The 19958-nt window shown below is 66.5% G+C and carries 16 protein-coding genes; 7 read left to right on the top strand and 9 right to left on the bottom strand.

Features of this window, described 5'->3' with window-relative positions; translation table 11 throughout:
* Window positions 1–133: 133 nt before the first annotated feature.
* The 4 genes from LXM88_RS31630 to LXM88_RS31615 all read left to right on the top strand — a co-directional run bounded on the left by LXM88_RS31630 (window position 134) and on the right by LXM88_RS31615 (window position 6366).
* Window positions 134–1465: an MFS transporter gene (locus LXM88_RS31630; protein ID WP_262547007.1), complete on the top strand. Its 1332-nt coding sequence runs from the start codon at window positions 134–136 to the stop codon at window positions 1463–1465.
* The gene (locus tag LXM88_RS31625; RefSeq protein WP_262543364.1) at window positions 1462–2679 is read left to right on the top strand and encodes a mandelate racemase/muconate lactonizing enzyme family protein; all 1218 of its coding nucleotides are present in this window, start codon (window positions 1462–1464) and stop codon (window positions 2677–2679) included. Before LXM88_RS31630 ends, LXM88_RS31625 begins: the two co-directional genes overlap by 4 nt.
* Before the next feature lie 17 nt (window positions 2680–2696).
* Window positions 2697–4364 carry a GMC family oxidoreductase gene (locus LXM88_RS31620; RefSeq protein ID WP_262543363.1) on the top strand — a complete coding sequence of 556 codons (1668 nt, stop codon included), beginning with the start codon at window positions 2697–2699 and terminating at the stop codon, window positions 4362–4364.
* Between the two features lie 625 nt (window positions 4365–4989).
* Complete coding sequence (locus LXM88_RS31615) at window positions 4990–6366, top strand: acetate kinase (protein ID WP_412524149.1); 1377 nt, start codon at window positions 4990–4992, stop codon at window positions 6364–6366.
* A gap of 118 nt (window positions 6367–6484) precedes the next feature.
* On the opposite strand, the gene LXM88_RS31610 is transcribed toward LXM88_RS31615, so the two are convergent.
* From LXM88_RS31610 to LXM88_RS31580, 7 genes are all read right to left on the bottom strand, one after another.
* A complete protein-coding gene (locus LXM88_RS31610) occupies window positions 6485–7195 on the bottom strand; it encodes a hypothetical protein (RefSeq protein WP_262543362.1) in 711 nt (236 codons plus the stop codon).
* Between the two features lie 8 nt (window positions 7196–7203).
* Window positions 7204–7896 carry a C39 family peptidase gene (locus tag LXM88_RS31605; protein ID WP_262543361.1) on the bottom strand — a complete coding sequence of 231 codons (693 nt, stop codon included), beginning with the start codon at window positions 7894–7896 and terminating at the stop codon, window positions 7204–7206.
* 3 nt (window positions 7897–7899) lie between these two features.
* Entirely contained in the window at window positions 7900–8559 is a 660-nt protein-coding gene (locus LXM88_RS31600; protein ID WP_262543360.1) for a hypothetical protein, read from the bottom strand.
* Window positions 8560–8618: 59 nt separating this feature from the next.
* Window positions 8619–9863 carry a hypothetical protein gene (locus tag LXM88_RS31595; protein WP_262543358.1) on the bottom strand — a complete coding sequence of 415 codons (1245 nt, stop codon included), beginning with the start codon at window positions 9861–9863 and terminating at the stop codon, window positions 8619–8621.
* 688 nt (window positions 9864–10551) lie between these two features.
* Entirely contained in the window at window positions 10552–11373 is an 822-nt protein-coding gene (locus LXM88_RS31590) for a quaternary amine ABC transporter ATP-binding protein (RefSeq protein ID WP_262543357.1), read from the bottom strand.
* 14 nt (window positions 11374–11387) lie between these two features.
* The gene (locus LXM88_RS31585; RefSeq protein WP_262543356.1) at window positions 11388–12353 is read right to left on the bottom strand and encodes an ABC transporter permease; all 966 of its coding nucleotides are present in this window, start codon (window positions 12351–12353) and stop codon (window positions 11388–11390) included.
* Between the two features lie 70 nt (window positions 12354–12423).
* Window positions 12424–13461, bottom strand: a complete 1038-nt coding sequence (locus LXM88_RS31580) for an ABC transporter substrate-binding protein (RefSeq protein WP_262543355.1) — start codon at window positions 13459–13461, stop codon at window positions 12424–12426.
* A 572-nt stretch (window positions 13462–14033) separates the two neighbouring features.
* On the opposite strand from LXM88_RS31580, the gene LXM88_RS31575 reads away from it, so the two are divergent.
* A complete protein-coding gene (locus LXM88_RS31575) occupies window positions 14034–15185 on the top strand; it encodes a porin (protein WP_262543354.1) in 1152 nt (383 codons plus the stop codon).
* A 214-nt stretch (window positions 15186–15399) separates the two neighbouring features.
* Here LXM88_RS31575 and LXM88_RS31570 read toward each other — a convergent pair whose 3' ends face one another.
* A complete protein-coding gene (locus tag LXM88_RS31570) occupies window positions 15400–16272 on the bottom strand; it encodes a nucleotidyl transferase AbiEii/AbiGii toxin family protein (RefSeq protein ID WP_262543353.1) in 873 nt (290 codons plus the stop codon).
* Window positions 16260–17339: a type IV toxin-antitoxin system AbiEi family antitoxin gene (locus LXM88_RS31565; protein ID WP_262543351.1), complete on the bottom strand. Its 1080-nt coding sequence runs from the start codon at window positions 17337–17339 to the stop codon at window positions 16260–16262. Before LXM88_RS31565 ends, LXM88_RS31570 begins: the two co-directional genes overlap by 13 nt.
* Before the next feature lie 510 nt (window positions 17340–17849).
* Between LXM88_RS31565 and blaOXA the strand changes: the two genes are divergently transcribed.
* Together blaOXA and LXM88_RS31555 are read left to right on the top strand one after the other, a co-directional pair.
* Window positions 17850–18671, top strand: a complete 822-nt coding sequence (gene blaOXA, locus LXM88_RS31560) for an OXA-1043 family class D beta-lactamase (RefSeq protein WP_412524148.1) — start codon at window positions 17850–17852, stop codon at window positions 18669–18671.
* On the top strand, window positions 18668–19807 hold the full coding sequence (locus LXM88_RS31555) for an acyltransferase family protein (protein ID WP_262543349.1): 1140 nt from the start codon (window positions 18668–18670) through the stop codon (window positions 19805–19807). The genes blaOXA and LXM88_RS31555 overlap by 4 nt, the downstream gene beginning before the upstream one ends.
* Window positions 19808–19958: the final 151 nt, after the last annotated feature.

Below are 19958 nucleotides of genomic sequence, written 5' to 3'. Positions count from 1 at the left end.
CGCGGCAACGCCGACGCACCGTTTCCGGCGCGCGCATCCCGGCACCACGCCGCGCGCGCCGCCCCCGATCCGATCGAACACAAAACAAATCTGCAGACCTCCGCATGACGGAAGTCTGATGGAGGAAGACATCATGCCGACCCAGCCGTCGACGCCCGGCGCGTCGCTCGCGTTGCAGGACAACACGCAAGACGCACACGCGTCGCAAGACTCGCGCGCACAGCGCTACCTGCAACTGCTGCTGCTCGTGATCGCCGCAGGCGCGATCTACCCGATGCTGTACCTGCGGCAGGTGTACCAGCCGACGATGCTGCAGTTCTTCCGTATCGACGACGTGCAGCTCGGCTACCTGTATTCGTCGCTCGGCACGATTTTCCTCGTCAGCTACCTGCCGAGCGGCTGGCTCGCCGACCGCCTGTCGCCGCGCTGGCTGATCTGCTTCTCGCTGCTCGCGACCGGCGCGCTCGGGCTCGTCTATGCAACCGGGCCGTCGTTCAACACGCTCGTGCTGATCTTCGGCGGCTGGGGGCTGACCACCGGCCTCACGTTCTGGGCCGCCGTGATCAAGCGCGTGAACATGATCGCGGGCCCCGACGAGCAGGGCCGCTTCTTCGGGCTGCTCGACGGCGGCCGCGGGCTCGTCGAGGCGCTGCTCGCGACGATCGCGATCACGCTGTTCGCGTACGTGACGCAGGCGCGCGGCGGCACCGATGCGGCCGGCTTCAAGCTCGTCGTGCACCTGTATGCGTTCTTCTGCATCGCGCTCGGCGTGCTGCTTGCGCTGGTGAAGGATCCGTCCCGCGCGAACGATCGCGCGGCGGCCACCAAACGCCGCGAAGGCAATGTACTGACCGACCTGAAGACGCTCGCGGCAATCCCCGAGCTGTGGCTCGTCGCGGCGATCGTGTTCTGCGGCTACCAGGTGTTCTGGGCGACCTACAGCTTCTCGGCATACCTGCACGAAGGCAACTTCGGGCTCAGCGCGACGGCGGCCGGCTTCATCACGACGCTCAAGCTGTGGATGCGCCCCGTCGGCGGGATCGGCGGCGGCTTCCTCGGCGACCGCGTGTCGAAGGTGTCCGTGCTGTTCTGGGCGCTCGTGCTTGCCGCGCTGTCGCTCGTCGGGCTGATCGCCGCGCCGCCGCACAGCCCGCAGGCGATGCTCGTCGTGCTCGTGCTGTTCATCGGCATCCTCACCTACGCGGTTCGCGGGCTGTACTGGTCGCTGCTCGACGACTGCAAGGTACCGACGCATTGCGCGGGCCTCGCGATCGGCCTGATCTCGGTGCTCGGCTATTCGCCCGACGTGTTCGTGCCGCTGATCAACGGCTACGTGACGCAGACCTACCCGGGCGCGCACGGCTACCAACTCTATTTCGGCTATATCGCGGCGATCGCGCTCTGCGGCGCGGGCGCCGCCGCGTTCCTCAAATACCGCCTCAACCGCATCAAGGAGTCCGTATGAAGATCGTTTCGCTCGAAACCCACATCGTTGCCGTGCCGCCGCCGCATGTCGGCGGGATGTACTGGATCTTCGTGAAGCTGAAGACCGACGACGGCATCGAAGGCGTCGGCGAGATCTACTCGGCGACGTTCCACCCGAAGGCGATGGGCCCGATCATCGACGACGTGTTCGACCGCTACCTGCTGAACCACGACCCGCATCACGTCGAGCGGCTGTTCCGGCAGACGTATTCGAGCGGCTTCACGCAGCGGCCCGACCTCACGATGATGGGCGTCGTCAGCGGCCTCGAGATGGCGTGCTGGGACATCATCGGCAAGGCCGCCGGCAAGCCCGTGTACGAACTGCTCGGCGGCAGGATCCACGAGCGGCTGCGCTCGTACACCTACCTGTATCCGAAGAACGCCAACGGCGAATACGACTACGACGATCCCGACCTCGCGGCCGAATGCGCGGCCGAGAACGTGAAGCTCGGCTTCACGGCCGTCAAGTTCGACCCGGCCGGCCCGTACACGGCGTATTCGGGCCACCAGTTGTCGCTCGAAGTGCTCGACCGTTGCGAGCTGTTCTGCCGTCGCGTGCGCGAGGCCGTCGGCAGCAAGGCCGACCTGCTGTTCGGCACGCACGGGCAGATGGTGCCGTCATCGGCGATCCGGCTCGCGAAGCGGCTCGAAAAATACGATCCGCTGTGGTTCGAGGAACCCGTTCCGCCGGGCCAGGAAGAAGCGATCGCCGAAGTCGCGAAGCACACGTCGATTCCGATCGCGACCGGCGAGCGCCTGACGACCAAGTACGAATTCCACAAGCTGCTGCAGGCCGGCGGCGCGTCGATCCTGCAGCTGAACGTCGCGCGCGTGGGCGGCCTGCTCGAAGCGAAGAAGATCGCGACGCTCGCGGAAGTGCACTACGCGCAGATCGCGCCGCACCTGTACAACGGGCCGGTCGGCGCGGCCGCGAGCATCCAGCTCGCGACCTGCACGCCGAACTTCCTGATCCAGGAAAGCATCATGACGTGGGGCGGTTTCCATGCCGAAGTCGTGAAGACGCCGATCCGCTGGGAAGACGGCTACATCGTCCCGTCGAACGAGCCGGGCCTCGGCATCGAGCTCGACATGGATGTCGTGCGCCGTCACACGCCGTACACCGGCGAGCGGCTGCACCTGCAGATGGGCGAGAAGCCCGTCGACGTGAAGGATCTCGCCCCCGCGAAGGGCTGACCGGGAACAACGCGACCATGACTTACGACTACATCATCGTCGGCGCGGGCTCGGCCGGCTGCATCCTCGCGAACCGCCTGAGCGAATCGGGCGGGCACTCGGTGCTGCTGCTCGAAGCGGGCGAACGCGACGCGTCGTTCTGGTTCAAGGTGCCGGTGGGCTTCACGAAGACCTACTACAACCGCCGCTACAACTGGATGTACTACAGCGAGCCGGAAACGCAGCTCGCCGACCGCAAGCTGTACTGCCCGCGCGGCAAGGTAGTCGGCGGATCGGGCTCGATCAACGCGATGGTCTACGTGCGCGGCCAGCGCAGCGACTACGACGACTGGGCGGCGGCCGGCAATCCGGGCTGGGCGTACGACGACGTGCTGCCGTACTTCCGCAAGCTCGAAACCCACGCGGCCGGCGCGACCGACCCGCAACATCACGGTTCGACGGGGCCGATCCACATCACGTCGATGAAGGCCGACGTGCATCCGATCGTCCACGAGTTCCTGACGGGTTGCGCGCAACTGAACCTGCCGCGCACCGACGATTTCAACGGCGCACAGTTCGAAGGCGCGGGCATCTACGACCTGAACACGAAGAACGGCGAACGCTGTTCGAGCAGCTTCGCGTACCTGCGGCCCGCGCTGGGCCGCGCGAACCTCACGCTGCGCTCGGGCGTGCTGGTGCGGCGCGTGACGTTCGACGGCACGCGTGCGACCGGCGTGGTCGTGGCCGGCGCAAACGGCGACGAGACGCTCGTCGCCGCGCGCGAGGTGATTCTCGCGGCCGGCGCCGTCGATACGCCGAAGCTGCTGCAACTGTCGGGCGTCGGCGATCCGGCGCTGCTCGCGCGTCAGCGCGTACCGCTCGTGCATGCGCTGCCGGCGGTCGGCCGCAACCTGCAGGACCACCTGTGCGTGAGCTTCTACTTCAAGGCGAACCGGCCGACGCTGAACGACGAGATGGGCACGCTGCTCGGCAAGCTGAAGATCGGGCTGCGCTATCTGCTGACGAAACGCGGCCCGCTCGCGATGAGCGTGAACCAGGCCGGCGGCTTCTTCCGGGGCACGGACGATGCGCGCGAGCCGAACCTGCAGCTCTACTTCAACCCGCTGTCGTACCGGATTCCGAAGAGCGACCGCGCGAGCATCAAGCCCGAGCCGTATTCGGGTTTCCTGATCGCGTTCAACCCGTGCCGGCCCACGAGCCGCGGCACGATCGAGATCGCGTCGAACCGCGCGGAAGATGCCGCGAAGATCCGCATCAACGCGCTGACCACGCAGAAGGATCTCGACGAAGCCGTGCAGGGCAGCAAGGTGATCCGTGCGCTGATGCGCGCGCCGGCGCTGAAATCGATGACCGTCGAGGAAATCTCGCCGGGGCCGCAGGTCGACTCCGACGAAGCGATGCTGCAGTACTTCCGCGAACAGTCGGGGTCGATCTACCACCTGTGCGGCTCGTGCGCGATGGGGCCGGATTCGGCGACGTCGGTCGTCGATGCGTCGTTGCGCGTGCACGGGCTGCAGGCGCTGCGGATCGTCGACGCGTCGGTGTTCCCGAACATCACGTCGGGCAACATCAACGCACCGACGATGATGGTCGCGGAGAAAGGCGCGGATCTGATCCTGGCGGACGCGCAACGCGCAGAAACCGCCGGCGCGCGGATGCGCACCCGCGAAACCGTCCCGCACTGATGCGACGGCCCGACGCTCGCGCCCCCCTGGCGCGAACCGTTCCCGGCGGAATCGACGCACCCCGCGGATGAGAGGGTGCGTGCGATTTCCGCGTGATCGCGTCCCCGGCGACGGCGGCCGGCCCCATGCATCGTCTGGTCTGAACAATGCCCGCCGGCACACGGGAAAACACCGCCATGAACACGCCGCGCGACCCGCTCGCACAGGCTCGAAACATGCATCCGGTTTTGACGGAAGTCCCCGCGAAACAGGTGTCGCCGTGTCGTCCGTTGTCCACCGCATGCGAACGAGGGTTTGTCTGGTTGGCTTTCGATGCCGGCCTGCACTAGCCTCGTGAGGTCTGCCGCCGCGTCGTTCGGCCGGCGGGACGCGACGTTGTGGTGACGTTGTGCACATGGACAATCCAGTGTCGGCGCGCGGCCTCGCTGCCGAAGTTTCATGGCGTTCGATCACGCACATCGATGCCGCCGGAGAGACATTCTTTGGCTCGCGTGCGATGCGATGCGCGTTCAGCGGACGCGTGACGTGACGTGGCGCGAAGCGAAGCGATCCGGGGCAACGCGCGCGCCGCCCTGCCGTCGGTGTGCACCGGGGGGAATCGCAGGCCCGATCGTGGAGACGCACCGTGAAACGCATGCCATTTCGCTGCATCCATGCCATCAGCTATGCAAGCGTGCTGCTGTTTCAGGCCCAAACGCAGGCGCAGTCGCTGGACGCCCAGTCGACGCAGGAGAACATTTCCGCACTGCGCCAGGAAGTCGATCACCATCTGCAGGAACTGAGCGCGCTCAAGCGCAAACTGGCCGACGAAGAAGCCAATCTCACACGCCTGAGCCGCGCGCTGGACAACCGGGAACTCGCGGCCCGGCGCGGTGCAGGCCCCGGTGATGCCGGCGGCCCCGGCGACGCAGCGACGCAAGCCGATACCGGCGCCCCGGGCGGCACAGCCGGCACGGCAGGCACCGCCCCCGGCAACGCGCAATCCGCGGCCGGGTCCGCCGCGCCGCCGAACCAGCCGGTCGGCCAGGCGCCGGTGCCGGACACCGCACCGCCACCCGTCGCGCCGATCTTCGATCAGCCCGGCGTGCTGACGCCGAAGCACAAGTTCGTCGTCGAGCCGTCGTTCCAGTTCAGCTATTCGTCGTCGAACCGCGTCGCACTCGTCGGCTACACGATCATCCCGGCGCTGCTGATCGGCCTGGTCGACGTACGGGAAGTCAAGACGACCACGCTGACGGGCGCGGTCGCGGTGCGCTACGGGATCACCAACCGGATGGAAGTCGAAGTCCGCGTCCCTTATGTGTACACGACGAACGACACGATCAGCCGCGAGATCTTCACCGGTTCCGCCCAGGACAACGCGTTCAACAGCCACGGCAAAGGCCTCGGCGACGTCGAAATGACGCTGCGCTACCAGTTCAATACCGGCGGCCCCGACAAGTTCTACTACATCGGCTGGCTGCGCTTCAAGACCGCCACCGGCAAGAGCCCGTTCGACGTCGTCACCGACTGCGTCACGCGCTGTGTCGGCAACGCCACCGGCACCGGCCTGCCGCTCGAGCAGCCGACGGGCTCCGGCTTCTACGCGATCCAGCCGGGCCTCACGTGGCTCTTTCCGTCCGACCCGGTGGTGTTCTTCGGCAACTTGAGCTATCTGCACAGCTTCAGCCGCGACAATCTCAGCCTCACGATTCGCGATGGGCAGAAGGACTTCATCGGCAAAGTGCAGCCCGGCGACATCTGGGGTTTCAATATCGGCATGGGCCTCGCGCTGAACGAGAAAGCGTCGGTGAGCCTCGGCTACGACCAGAGCATCGTGCTGCCCACGAAACAGAACGGCCAGACGGTGCCCAGCTCGGTGCGCGTGATCCTCGGCTCGCTGCTCCTCGGTTACTCGTACCGGCTGTCGCCGAAGACCACGCTGAATCTTTCGGTCGGCGCCGGCCTCACGCGCGACACGCCGGACGTGATCCTGACGCTGCGCGTGCCGATTGCATTCTGATCGCCGGACGGCGCCGACGGCGGGCCGCGCGACGCACGCCGGCCCCGGCGTGCCACGGCCCGCTGATCTGCCGCTGATCTGCCGTTCACCTGTCGCTCAGCGAGCCTTCATCGCTGCGTCATCGTCCCGGCAACGCGCCGATCAGCGCGTTGTTCAGCGTCGACATCACGTTCAGGTTCTTGAACGTCGACAGCGTGTTGACGGTCGTGTTGATCGTCGTCACCGCCTGGATTTGCTGGTTGCTCAACGTGTTCTGGATCACTGCGCCGGTCAGCGCCGGCAGCGCGGCGGGCTGCGCGGCGTTGCCGGCGCCGACCTGGATCAGCGCGCCCGCGTTCGCGGCCGCCAGCGCCTGCGCCTGTTGCGCGGTGATATGACTGATGTCCGGGATGTTGAAGCTGGTCGTCGTGACCAGATTGCCGTTCACGAACGCGACACGCGACACGCCGAACGAAACCTTCAGGCCGCTCGGCATATCGAAGCCGCCGCGCATCGCATCGAGGCGCGCGTCGCTGAGCGCGATCGCGCCGGTTGCCGGCCAGTTCCGTTCTTGCGCGCCGCCCGGTTCCGGGGCCGGCGGCCCGGCCGCGCACTCCGCCATCGCGAGCGGCGCGGCACGCAGGATCGGCGCGCCCCCGGCCCGCGACTCCGCAGGCGCCGTATCGGCGCCCGCGTTCGCGCCGGTCGCCGGCGCAACGCCGCTCGTCTGCACGACAGGCTCGACGGTCGCGGCCGGCGCGCCGTCCTGCATCGCCGCCGCACTCACGGACGTCACCCCGCCGCACACCATCGCGGCGATGCCGGCGATCTTCCTGGTCTCGGATCTCATGACGGTCCTCAATAGTCGCGCGGGCCGTGCTTCGGCACCACGACGTAGTACAGGCCGTCGCGGGCGATGCCGGTGTCGAGCGGCGCGCTGGGCGCAACGCGCCAGTCACGCGGGTCGTTGAACACCGCCAGCTCGGGCCGGTTGTGGATCACGAAAATCACATGGTCTTCCCACTTCTGCTCGAAACTCGCCAGCGACATCGGTCGCGTGCCGGTGGCCGGATCGCCGACGAGCACACGCCCGTCACGCAGCCCCTTCACGACCACGAAATGGTGATAGCCGTGCTCGGTGATCAACACGATCGCCGGCGTGTGCGTCTTGACGAGCGTCTGCAACGGCAATTCGTAGCCGTCCGCGACGAAGCCGTGCGCGGCGAGAAAACGCCGGATGTCGAGCAGCGAGAAGCCCTGCCGGCGGATCTTCTCCTGATTGCCGTTCTCCCACATCTGGGCGAAGGCGGTCTGCTCGGTCATCGGATAGTCATACTGATAAGTCAGCAGCGTCGCGACGGCAGCCGACCCGCAACTGAAATCGAACTGCTGCTTGACGGTGCGCTTGAAGCGCGCTTCCTTGAGACTCGTGACGTGCATCGCATAACCGGCGCCCGTCGGATCGACGACCGTCATCTCGTCCGCCTGTGCAAGCGGGCCGGATAGCGCACAGGCGAGTGCCGCGATGCACGCTGCGGCAACCTGTCTCATCGCTCAGTTCCCGAAGCGCACGTTGAGCACCGTCGCGTTCTGAATCAGCACGTTCGCGCCGGTATTCTGGATGACCGTCGGCAGGCCGCTCGCATTGGCGAACGAGCCGTCGGTGATCGCATTCGAGCCGGTCGACACCCGGTTCGCCACGTTGTCGGTCACTGCGCCGGTCAGATAGTTCTGGCCGATCAGCGCATCGCCGCCCCGATGCTCGTCGAGCTGGTCGGGCGACATCGCGACGCCGAAGCTGCCCGCTTGCGCGGTCGCGGCGCCGTTTTCAGGGGGTGTAGCTGTCGCAGGGGATGCGACGGCCGCAGCCGGATCGGCCTGATCCGCGCGTGCGGCAGGTTGGGAAGGTGCGGCTGCCGGCGCAACGCCAGCGGCTGCCTCCACCGCAACGGTTCGCGACCCCTCAGCCGTGGCATGGGCCGTCAGGCCCGGCAGCAGCGCCGCAGGCAATATCACCAGCGAAAGTGCCGTTCGGATTCGCATGGCTGTCTCCTTGGTCCCTGCGCGAGTCGGCTCGAACCCGGCGCACAGGGAGCGGAATCCGCGTGACCGTCGATCGACGGAAATCGGCCCGGCCTGCGTCAACGAGAGCGAGACGGCCGTTCGGCCATCCCGCCCTCGCCGGCAGTCCTGTCCATCGGCGATGGCATGCAAGCCGCGGGATCGCCTGCGCCCGCGTCGATGCATCCGGCTCGCCAGGACCAACCGGCCTTCTAACGTCCTACGGTCAGGTTCGCCTGCACGGTCACAGCCTGCTGAACGAGCGACGCCATGCCGCTGTTCTGGTTGGCGACCATGATGCCCGCCGCAGTCTGGCCGACGCTCGCCATCGCATTGGACATGTTGAACGTCCCTGCGTTGACCGCATTGGCTCCGCCTGCGCCACCCGCGCCGCCGACCGCGCCGTTACCGACGCCGCCGTTGCCGGTGCCGCCTGCGCCGCCCGCGCCGCCCATCGCGCCCACCGCGCCGCTACCCGCGGTTGCGCTGCCGTTGCTGGCCGTCGTCGTCGCGCCGCCGTTCGCCGCGCTGCCGCCCGTGCCCGCGCCGCCGGCACCGCCGTTGCCCGCAGCGGCCGTCGCCGCGCCACCGTTGCCGCCCGCCGCCGCACCCGCACCGCCAATGCCCGAGCCCGATCCGCCCGAAGCGGTCGACGTACCCGCCGACCCTGCGCCGCCCGTGCCGCTACCCGAGCCACTGCCGGTACCCGTGCCGGTGCCGGTGCCGCTGCCGGCCGATGCCGACGCACTTCCGCTGCCATGATTCCTGGCCCACGTGGAACCGGCATCGGCTGTGCCGGTGCCGCCGCCCCAGCCGGTGCCGCTGCCCGTGCCGGAGCCGCCTACGCCGACCGAAGCCGCGACTGCGCCGCCGCCCGTGCCGGAGCCGTAGCCGCCGCTCGCAGTGGCATTGCCGCCACGCCCGCCGCTGGCGACAGGTGAACCGCCGGCTCCGCCGCCGCCGCCGTTGCCGGTGCCGGCCGTCGCGCTGCCATTGCTGGCGTTGCCCGCCGTGGCGCTGCCGTTATGCGCGCTGCCGCCGCTGCCGCCGGCGCCGCCTTTGCCGCCGCCGCCGCCGTTACCGCCCGTGCCACCGTAGCCATACCCGTTGCCGCCCTTGCCGCCGCTTCCGCCGGCCGCGCTGCCCGAGTTGGTCGCGTTGTTGCCAATGCCCCAGACCTGGACATTGCTCACGTACCCGTCGAGTTTGCTGATCGCGACGATCTTGGTGCTGTTGTACGAATCCTGATAGACGCTCGCGCCGGGTGAAACTTCATTTGCATTGGACCCGGTGGTGCTGGTCTGGGTTGAGCCGACTGTGTTGGTGAGAGTGTTCGATCCGTCATCCGCTTTCTGGCTGCATGTCGAACTGGTATCGCTGCTGCATGGATTCGCCATCGCGTAGCCACTGCATCCCAAGGCGAGAAGCGCAGCGGACGCCAATAAAGTTTTACGCATGAAATCCTCCTGAAGTAACGAGGAACGGCTTGGCCGACCGCACCAATCCGGACGACATCACGCATCGGCGATGCCAATCCTCCAAGCGGCCCGAATACAAAGAGACCGTTGGATTTTTCACGCGACATGGCCCGTCCCGCCCGATTCCGGCACGCGATTTATGTTTCAAGTCTGAAACGTGCCGATCGGCACGGCGCCGCGGCATCCGTGATGCGCGGACGGATTTCGCCTTTGTATTCAGGTGCTTGCCCGATCAACCCAAGGCTGGCCCGGCACGCGCGGAATGTTTCACTTTTGACGCTACCGTCCGGGCGCATCCGGGTATGCCTGTAGCGCCGGGTATTCGATCTCGATCGCAAACGCACGCCCGGCAAGGACCCACGCGAATTCATTCCGTCAACGCGTTAAAAGCCCGCATCAAGCGCCATTCAGAAATGTTTCGACTGTGATAGGTCGCTTTTTCTTCGGATCCCGTTAGCGGCGAGCACTGGCGCGCGCGGGTCGGGTGATCGACCGGAACGAGGATTCCGGCCGGCAGGCGCGATGGAATGGCGACGCACATCCCGCTGCGGTGCACCGCACCGAATCCACGGGCCACCGGAGGTTCAACCGTGTGCGGGCGCCCGCCGGCGGCCGCTCGAAACGCAGGCGTGGCGCCCCGTGCTTCGGTGGCCGTTCTTGCGCCGGCTCAGTTCACACTCGACCGCTTCTCCACGAACCGCCGCACATAATCGTCCGCCGGACGCGACAGGATGTCGTCCGGCGTTCCGACCTGCACCAGCGTGCCGTCGCGCAGGATCGCGATCCGGTCGCCGATGCGCAGCGCCTCGTCGAGATCGTGCGTGATGAACACGATCGTCTTCGAAAGCGTCGCCTGCAGTTCGAGCAGCTGATCCTGCATCTCGGTGCGGATCAGCGGATCGAGCGCGGAGAACGCCTCGTCCATCAGCAGCACGTCGGTGTCGGCCGCCAGCGCACGCGCCAGCCCGACACGCTGCCGCATCCCGCCCGACAATTCGTCCGGATAATGATCGCCGTAGCCGTCGAGCCCGACCTTCGTCAGCCAGTTGCGCGCCGCGTCGGCCGCATCGTGCCGCTTCTCGCCGCGCGTGCGCAGCGCATACGCGGCGTTGTCGAGCACGGTCTGGTGCGGCAGCAGCCCGAAGTTCTGGAACACCATGCTGACCTTGTAGCGGCGCAGTTCGCGCAGCCCGTGCGCATCGAGCTTGATCACGTCGCTGCCGTCGATCACGATCTCGCCGGCCGTCGGCTCGATCAGCCGATTGAAGTGCCGCACGAGCGTCGATTTCCCGGAACCCGACAGCCCCATGATCACGAAGATCTCGCCCGACTCGATGCCGAGGCTCACGTCGTTGAGCCCGACGTTGCAGCCCGTTTCGGCCAGCACGTCGGCCTTGCGCTTGCCGGCGCGCAGCAGGTCGAGCACGCGCGCATGCGCGGCCTGCGGCCCGAACAGCTTGTACACGTGTTTGACGTCGATGGTCGCCATGTCTGCCTCCGTTCCTATGCGCGCGACGATTGCGTCGCCTGATTCGAATCGACGCCCGCCGACTGCGCCTTGCGCGGCAGCCGGTACGGCACGCGCGACGCGCCCTTCTGCCGGCGCTGCTGCGCGAGCCGGCGGCGCGCGCGTCGCTCCTGGCCGAAGCCCTGGCTGATCCGGTCGATCACGATCGCGAGGATCACGATCGCGAGGCCGGCCTGCGTACCCTTGCCGACGTCGAGCGTCTGGATGCCCGCGAGCACGTCCTCGCCGAGCCCGCGCGAACCGATCATCGACGCGATCACGACCATCGACAGCGCCATCATCGTCGTCTGGTTGATGCCGGCCATGATGCTCGGCCGTGCCAGCGGCAACTGCACGTTGACGAGCAGTTGCCAGCGCGTCGTGCCGAACGCGCGCGCGGCTTCCGTCACGTCCGGATCGACCTGGCGAATGCCGAGATCGGTCAGGCGAATCAGCGGCGGCAGCGCGTAGATGATCGTCGCGAGGATCGCGGGCACCTTGCCGAGACCGAACAGCATCAGCACCGGAATCAGGTACACGAAGCTCGGCAGCGTCTGCATCACGTCGAGCACCGGCAGCAGCATCCGGCGCAACCACGCGCTGCGTGACGCGAGGATGCCCAACGGCACGCCGAGCGCAACCGACAGCACCGTCGCGACGAGCATCAGCGCGAGCGTCTGCATCAGCTTGTCCCACAGACCAAAGCAGCCGATCGCGTAGAGCAGCAGCATGAAGAGCACGCCGAGGCCGATGCGGCGCGTCGCATTCCACGCGATCGCGCCGACGACCAGCAGCACGAGCCACGGCGGCGCCACGCGCAGCGCGCCTTCGAGCGGCACCAGCAGGTAGCGCAACAGCATCGTGCTGAAGTGATGGAAGCTGTCGCCGTATTGCGCGACGAAAGTCTCGAGCGCGCTGTTGACCCAGTCGGCGATCGACAGGTGCAGAAAGAAGCCGTTCATGTTGAATCTCCGTCGCGCCGCGAGGGCGCGTGACGGCGGCGGCAGGCGCGGGCCCGCCGCCGCGCGCAGGTTACGCGCCCTTCAGGCTGCCGGCGATCTTCTGCGCGACGTCGGCCGGCACCCACTGCTTCCACATGTCCTGGCGGGTCTTCAGGAACTGCGTGGCCATCGCCGCACCGTCGATCTTCTTCGTCGTCATCTCGAGGATCGTCTGGTTCAGGAAGTCCATCGGGAAGCGCACCTTGCCGAACACGCCGACGAGATCGGGGTTCGCATCGGCGAACGGCTTCGACACGCCGACCGTCAGCCGCGACACCATGTACGACGATGCGCACTGCTGCGTGCTGCTCTCGTCGCGCAGCGTCTTCCAGCATGCTTCGTTATAGGCCGGCATCTTCAACGCGGCGAACTTGTATTTCGCCATCAGCGCGGCCGGGCCCCAGTAATAGAACACGATCGGCGCGCCGCGCTGGTATGCCGACGCGATCGCCGCGTCGAGCGCCGCGCCCGTGCCCGGATGGAAGTTCGTGTACGACTGGTCGAGCTTCAGCACGCGCAGCAGGCGCGTGTTCACGCGCTCGCAGTCCCAGCCGGTCGGGCAGTTCAGGAAGCGGCCCTTGCCCGGTTCCTCCTCGTCGACGAACACCTGCTTGTACTTCGGCAGATCGTCGACCGATACGAGCCCCGGCGCGACCGGCTTGATGTTGCGCGCCGGATCGCCCTTCACCACGTATTCGGGCACGAACCAGCCTTCCGTCGTGCCGCCCGGCAGCGTGTCGCCGATCAGCTTCACGGCGCCCGACGCGACGGCCTTCGCGGTGATCTCGCTGCGGCCCGTCCACTGCTCGGCCCAGATCTGCAGGTCGTTGCGCGCGAGCGCCGTTTCCGTCGCGGCCGTGCTGCCCGGCACGACGTCCGTCTTGCAGCCGTAGCCCTTCTCCATGATCTGCCGCAGCACTTCGGTCGCGAACGACCCGCTTTCCCACGTGATGCCCGCGAAATGGACCGTCTTGCCGTCGGCGCACGCGCCGCCGGCCGCATGGGCCGCGGGCGCGGACAGGATCGCCGCGGCGGCGAGAAGGACCGTTTTCAGTCGTCGAATCTGCATGGTGGGTCGTCTCCAAATCGAATCTGTTGTTTGTGCGTCGCGGCATGCGCGGCGACCGGCGAATCGCGAATCCCGCCACGTCCGGTCAGCCTGCATGTTTCAGCCGCCAATTTGTTTAGGGAAACGAGTAATTCCGATCATTGCGATCGGCAGCGCCAATCGATCGCCGGGCGCCCTGTCAGGCCCGCCGGACGGTCCTCGCGGCCGATTTGCCGAGACCGTCGACGACCCGGCGCGGGCTGCGTCGCGCCCCCGTTCGGCGGCTGCCCGGCCGGCCTTGAACCACGGCTGTTCGCACGCCGTTTCGGCTGCCGAAACCACCCGTCGCGCCCCCATTGGCGATCCCGATCCCATCCATCGAAATTACTCGCTTTCGATTCCTTTCAGGGTTGGGAAGAATGCGCGGAGTCATCGGAGGAGACACGACCCGACACTGCCGGTCGCCGCGCCGCCGCGCCTTGCGCGTTTCCGGCGCCGCGCGCGCTGCGCCGGGTCGCCCCGGATGACGGGACGCGCCTCGCCGGACGCGCTCACGACAACCGATACAAGCTGGATACCCCGGAGATCTCTCAATGAACAAGAAACTGACGGCGCTCGCCATAACGGCCGCATTCGCGTCGCCCGCGTTCGCACAAAGCAGCGTCACGCTGTACGGCGTGATCGACGAAGGCCTGAACTACACGAACAACGTCGGCACCGGCCACGTCTACGAAATGGCGAGCGGCTACGCGCAAGGCAGCCGCTGGGGCCTGAAGGGCAGCGAAGATCTCGGCGGCGGCATGAAGGCGATCTTCCAGCTCGAGAACGGCTTCGACGTGAACACCGGCCGGCTCAACCAGGGCGGCCGCATGTTCGGCCGCCAGGCGTACGTCGGCCTGAGCCAGGCACAGTACGGCACGCTGACGTTCGGCCGCCAGTACGACTCCGTCGTCGACTATCTCGCGCCGACCACCGCCAACGGCAACTGGGGCGGCTACCTGCTCGCGCACCCGTTCGACAACGACAACACCGACAACTCGTTCCGCCTCGACAACACGGTGAAGTACGCGAGCCCGAACTTCGGCGGCTTCCAGTTCGGCGGCGCGTACAGCTTCAGCAACAGCACGAGTTTCTCGGACAACCGCGCGTACAGCTTCGGCGCGCAATACCAGAACAACGGGCTGCTGATCGGCGCCGCATACCTGCAGGCGAACCATCCGGGCAACGGCTCGGCCGGCGCGATCACCGCGAACGACGCGAGCTTCATCGCCGAGCGCATGCGCGTGTTCGGTGCGGGCATCAACTACACGTTCGGGCCCGCGACGGTCGGCTTCGCGTACACGAACTCGAACTACAAGAACCCGACCGGCAACGGCTATCTCGGCACGCCGGGCGCGATCATCGCGCCGGGAGCGACGGTCAGCGCGATCAAGTACCAGAACTTCGAAGTGAACGGCGCGTACCAGATCACGCCGTCGTTCATGGTCGGCGCGCAGTACGTGCTGTCGCTCGAGAAGTACGACGCATCGACCGGCGACGCGAAGCCGAAGATCCATTCGGTCGGGCTGATGGCCGACTACAACCTGTCGAAGCGCACCGACGTGTACGTGCAGGCTGCGTACCAGCACATCGCCGGCGACAAGACGAACTCGATCCTCGACCAGGCGTTCATCCCCGGCACCGACGCGCCGTCGTCGACGTCGAACCAGGTGGCCGTGCGTCTCGCACTGCGCCACAAGTTCTGACGCCACGCGGTTCTCCCGACTTCACGCGACACCCGCGCGACTCCGCCGAGGTGTCTTTGCCCGCCCGCAAGCGCAAGCCTGCCGGCGGGCTTTTTCGTGGATGCGGCAATCGTCCGGAATTGCAGCCTGCCGCAAGCAGTAGCCGGCATCTTTCGATCCCGTGCCGAGAGGTTCCAGCAGTGTGCGAAGTTGCGCGTAGTCCATCGAGCACGACTCAGTTTCGCAGCGCCATCGCGCGCAGCAGCGCATCGATCTGCCCGAACGCGTCCTGCTGCCACTGCTCGGGCGTGCGATCACCCAGCGCATGCGTGTCTTCGACGAAGCGCCTCACGCAGGTGGGACCGTATCCGTCGAAGGTATCGAATTTCTCGGCGATGTGCCGAAATCCGCGTTCGCCGCTTGCATGCCCCAGGAGCGGGAGACATTCTTGTGCAAGCGCCTCGATCTCGCCGGGGTAGTTCCGCACGCAGTAGTAGATGTCGTAAGCGTCCTTCTGCTTGTAGCGGCCCGCCAGCGCATGGCCTTTCATCGCTAGCAACGCAGGAATCGAGCACACCGCGATCTCCACGCGGTTCGTCCCGCCGTCCGGCATCGCCCCAGCCACCGCCACGAGTTGATAGAACCGCATCGCCAGGTCTGCACCATCCGCCCGTTGCACGGCGAAGTCGCTGATCAAGGGTGGATGGTTCTTGACGATTTCCGCGTCGCGCGGCATCAAGAAATCGACGACGACATCGATCGCGTCCCCGCCATCTCGCGCGGGAACCTTGCGAACCAATTGGAAGCGCCGAAGCCCCTCGCGCTGGGCGTATCCATGGCCTTGAAGCGCTCCGATCAAGGTCGCGTACTCACCGTCGCCGAGTGCTTCCGCATCCAGCCCGACGTCCACGTCGAGCGTGCCGACGTGGGGCATGTCCTCGTTGGCCAGCAGCAGCCAGGGAACCGCGCCGCCGATGATGGCGAACTTGCCCTTGAAACTGCCGAGGATCTGGCCGATCTCGATCAGCACGGACTTCACGGCCTCGGTCGTGCGGTCGTCGTATTCGGCGGCCGACTGTGGTTCCTGAGATGGTGTTATGTGGACCATGAGAGCCTTTCCTGGCGTAAATGATCGGCGGCCTCGGCGCCGCGTTCACCGGCAATGGAGAGGTCGAGGTAGGTCTGAATCGGACTCGTGCAGACCGCGCCCGGTGCAGGTTCGACTGCGTCGGCGAGCAGACCCAGGTCCTTCGGGACGGTCACAACCACGTTCTCTCCCTTCGATGCGACCGCAAGCTTCAACGCTGTCTGGAGCTTGCTCAGGCCTTCCTTGTCGGCGAAGAAGTAGTGCGTGCCGGTGCGCCCGTACGGAGAAAGCCACTGCGCTGCCGAGAATGATGCGAAGGCCGCACGTACCGGCCCCTCTTCGACGCGCAGTGCGCTTCGGGCAGCATGTTCGAACGCGCTGCCATGCAATGGGGTGTAGAACCGCAACCGCTCACCAGGCGGTGCCGTGTAGCTGTCGCGCCATGCGTCCAGTAGTGCGTCGGGCGCCGAGAGGACGAGGCCACTGTCCGACACACACGCCCACTCCCGATCAATCAAGCCGGTGCGCACGTTGCTGACGTGTCCGAGACTGACGCCGGAGATGTCCGACAACTCCGTGACTCGCCATGCACGGCCGGGCTCGCGCAGCATTACGCGCAGCACTTGCGCAGATTTCGGCTTGAACAGCGACCTGAGTTCGCGTTGTTCGGACACGGGCTTGTCCGCGACCATGCGTTCGATGAACACGCCATCGAAAGCGATTCGGGCGTTTCCCTGCAAGTCGAGATAGCCGACGCCTTTCTCTTCGCACATCTGCTTCACTGTGGGAGAGAGATAGGGGGCGATGAAGACAGGCGTCGCCTCGGGGGCTCGGTGCGCAATGTAATTCCGCAACTCCAGCAGCGCCGAGCGGGCGTACCGCGGTTGCCCGTTGGACTTGTACTCGCAGATGAGTAAGTGCTGCCGACCGTCCACGCGTAGCCGGGCGATCAAGTCCGGCTGCCAATCGCCGGACACGGCTTCGGCATCGATGCCTTCGACCCGAAGGATCGGAATCTTCTCGAGCAACCCGCGTAGCACATCACCAGCAAGAGTTTCGTCTTTCATTGAATGCGGCCCTTTCAGCATTTCTTGAAAATATCACACTCCCTGAAATAGGAAGCACATATTTCACTGAAAATAATAATTTCAGCAAATGCTGAAAGTTACTTATTTACTGAAATTCTTGAGTGAGGGAGCGCCCTAGCTCACGCCCAGATCAACAACCGAGTTCAGCCAGACTGGGCGTCGGTACCAGGCTTGAGCGGATCTCCGACGACTTATCTGCCCCCTATTTAACTCGAACTGATACCGGTAGGAGCGTCGATTTGAGGAGGAGGTGGACACGGCACGATCAGCCTTCTGTTGCCACAACTGTCCGCAGGCGCGCTTCGGCGTGCGCCTTACCCCGGGCAGCAGCGACGTCATGGCGTCGACAAGATCACAGCTTCCGGCAACCACGGCCAGTCGCCTCGCAGCGGATACACTGTGTGCCGCCTCAACGATCCGCTCAGGCAATCACCGTCTATCACCCTGTCCCATTGCCTGCGCCCTGTCCTCATGAACCCGTGGCCGGTCGGCCTGGCGCATCCTGATCCAATGGAGTCCCGCTTGAAACACTGGCCGCGCACTCTGGTTGCATTCACCACCGCCCTCCTGGCCGCTGCATCCGCGCATGCCCGCCCCGTCTGTATCGTGGTCGCCGATGCAACCACCGGCCAGATACTCGTGCAGCAAGGCGATTGTGCGACCCGCGTCACGCCTGCGTCGACGTTTAAAGTCGCGATCAGTCTGATGGGTTTCGATGCGGGCATCCTGAAAGACGAACACACGCCGACGCTCGACTTCCACGCCGGCTACCCCGACTGGGGCGGTGCGCCCTGGCGCGAACCGACCGACCCGGCGCGCTGGATGAAGCTGTCGGTCTTCTGGTATTCGCAGCAGATCACACAGGCGCTCGGGCAAGCGCGCTTCCAGCAGTACACGAGCACATTCGGCTACGGCAACGCGGACGTCACCCGTCAACTGGGCGAATCGAGCGGTGTGATGGGCGCCTGGGTCAATTCGTCATTGCGGATCTCGCCGCTCGAACAAATCGGCTTCATGCGCGGGATCGCGAACCGGACGCTGCCGGTCAGCGCGCACGCGTATGACATGACCGAGCGGATCACGCTGATCGACAGGCAGCCGGACGGCTGGATCGTGCACGGCAAGACCGGCACGGGATCGCCGGGGCTCAAGTACGAAGCGTCGCACGCATACGGCTGGTTCGTCGGCTGGGCGGCGAAGGGGCCGCGCAAGCTCGCGTTCGCGTACCTGATCCAGGACGACAAGCGGCAGGCGCCGAACGCCGGGCTGCGCGCACGCGACACGCTCCTCGACGCGCTGCCGGCGCTCGCCGAACCGGAGCAGCCACGGTGAGCACCATTCCGCGCAACGCGCGGATCGACCTGCTGCGCGGCGTGTCGATCCTGCTCGTCCTGCTGCATCACTTCAACATCGCGTATCCGCTGCGCGACACGGCGCTCGCGCGCGTACTCGGCTGGGACACGGTCCATGCGATCGTGCGCAACGGCAACTATGGCGTGACGATGTTCTTCGCGATCTCGGGCTACCTGATCACGTCGAATGCGCGCCGCCGCTGGGGCAGCCTCGGCGCGCTCGACGTGCGCGCGTTCTACGTGTCGCGCGTCGCGCGCATCGTCCCGTGCCTGCTCCTGCTGCTCGCGCTCGTCAACGGCCTCGCGGCGGCCGGCGTGCCGATCTTCACGAACCACGCGCCGCAGGGCATCGCCGTGTCGTTCTGGCTCGTGAATCTCGCGTCGCTCACGTTCTGGATGAACGTGCTGATCGGTACGTACGGATGGGTCAACTACGCGCTCGGCGTGCTGTGGTCGCTGTCGGTCGAGGAGGTGTTCTACCTGTCGTTTCCGCTGTTGTGCATCGCGCTGCGCCGCGACACGCGGCTGTTCGCGTTCTGGCTGCTGATTGCCGCGATCGGCCCTGTGTACCGCTTCACGCATCCGGGCGACGAAGGCGGATTCCTCTATGCGTACTTCGCGTGTTTCGACGGCATCGCGATCGGCTGCTGCACCGCGTTGCTCGCCGAACGCGCGCGCTGGCAGGTGCTCGCGGCCGCGCCCGTGCAATGGCTCACGGCAGCGGCGATGACGGCGCTGTACCTCGCGTGGCCGATCGCGGAAAGCCATGTGATCGGGGTATCCGCGATGGCGCTCGGCACCGGCGTGCTGCTGATCGGCGCGCATGCGGAACGCGAACGCGCACACGGCCGCGTGCTCGCGCCGCTGCGCTGGAGCGGGCGGCTCAGCTACGAGCTGTATCTGTTCCACCTGATCGTGCTCGGCGCGCTGCGCACGTTCTGGCCGCCGTCTGCCACGCACGGCGACGGCAAGCTGGCGTTGCTCGTCGCGTATCTGGTGCTGTCGGCCGGCTTGAGCGCGCTGATCGCTCGCGGCTATGCGACACCGCTCGACCGCTTCGTCAAACGGATCGCGTCGCGGCCCGCCGCGCGCGTGCCGGACGGCGCGCGCTTCTAGCGCTTCATCGGCAATCGCTGCCGGGCGGCGGCGGGACACAAAAAACCGGCCAGGGCCCCGCCGTATCGCACGACGGTACCGGCCGGCCTGACCGCAAGCCCCGCTTACCCAATGTCGATCGACCGCGCGACCGCGTCGTCGGTCGCGCGTC

It is taken from the genome of Burkholderia sp. S-53 (assembly GCF_025560745.1).
Classification (GTDB): Bacteria; Pseudomonadota; Gammaproteobacteria; order Burkholderiales; family Burkholderiaceae; genus Burkholderia; species Burkholderia pyrrocinia.
Note: the sequence above shows the minus strand (reverse complement) of the source record. Positions and strands in the feature narration are given on the sequence as shown.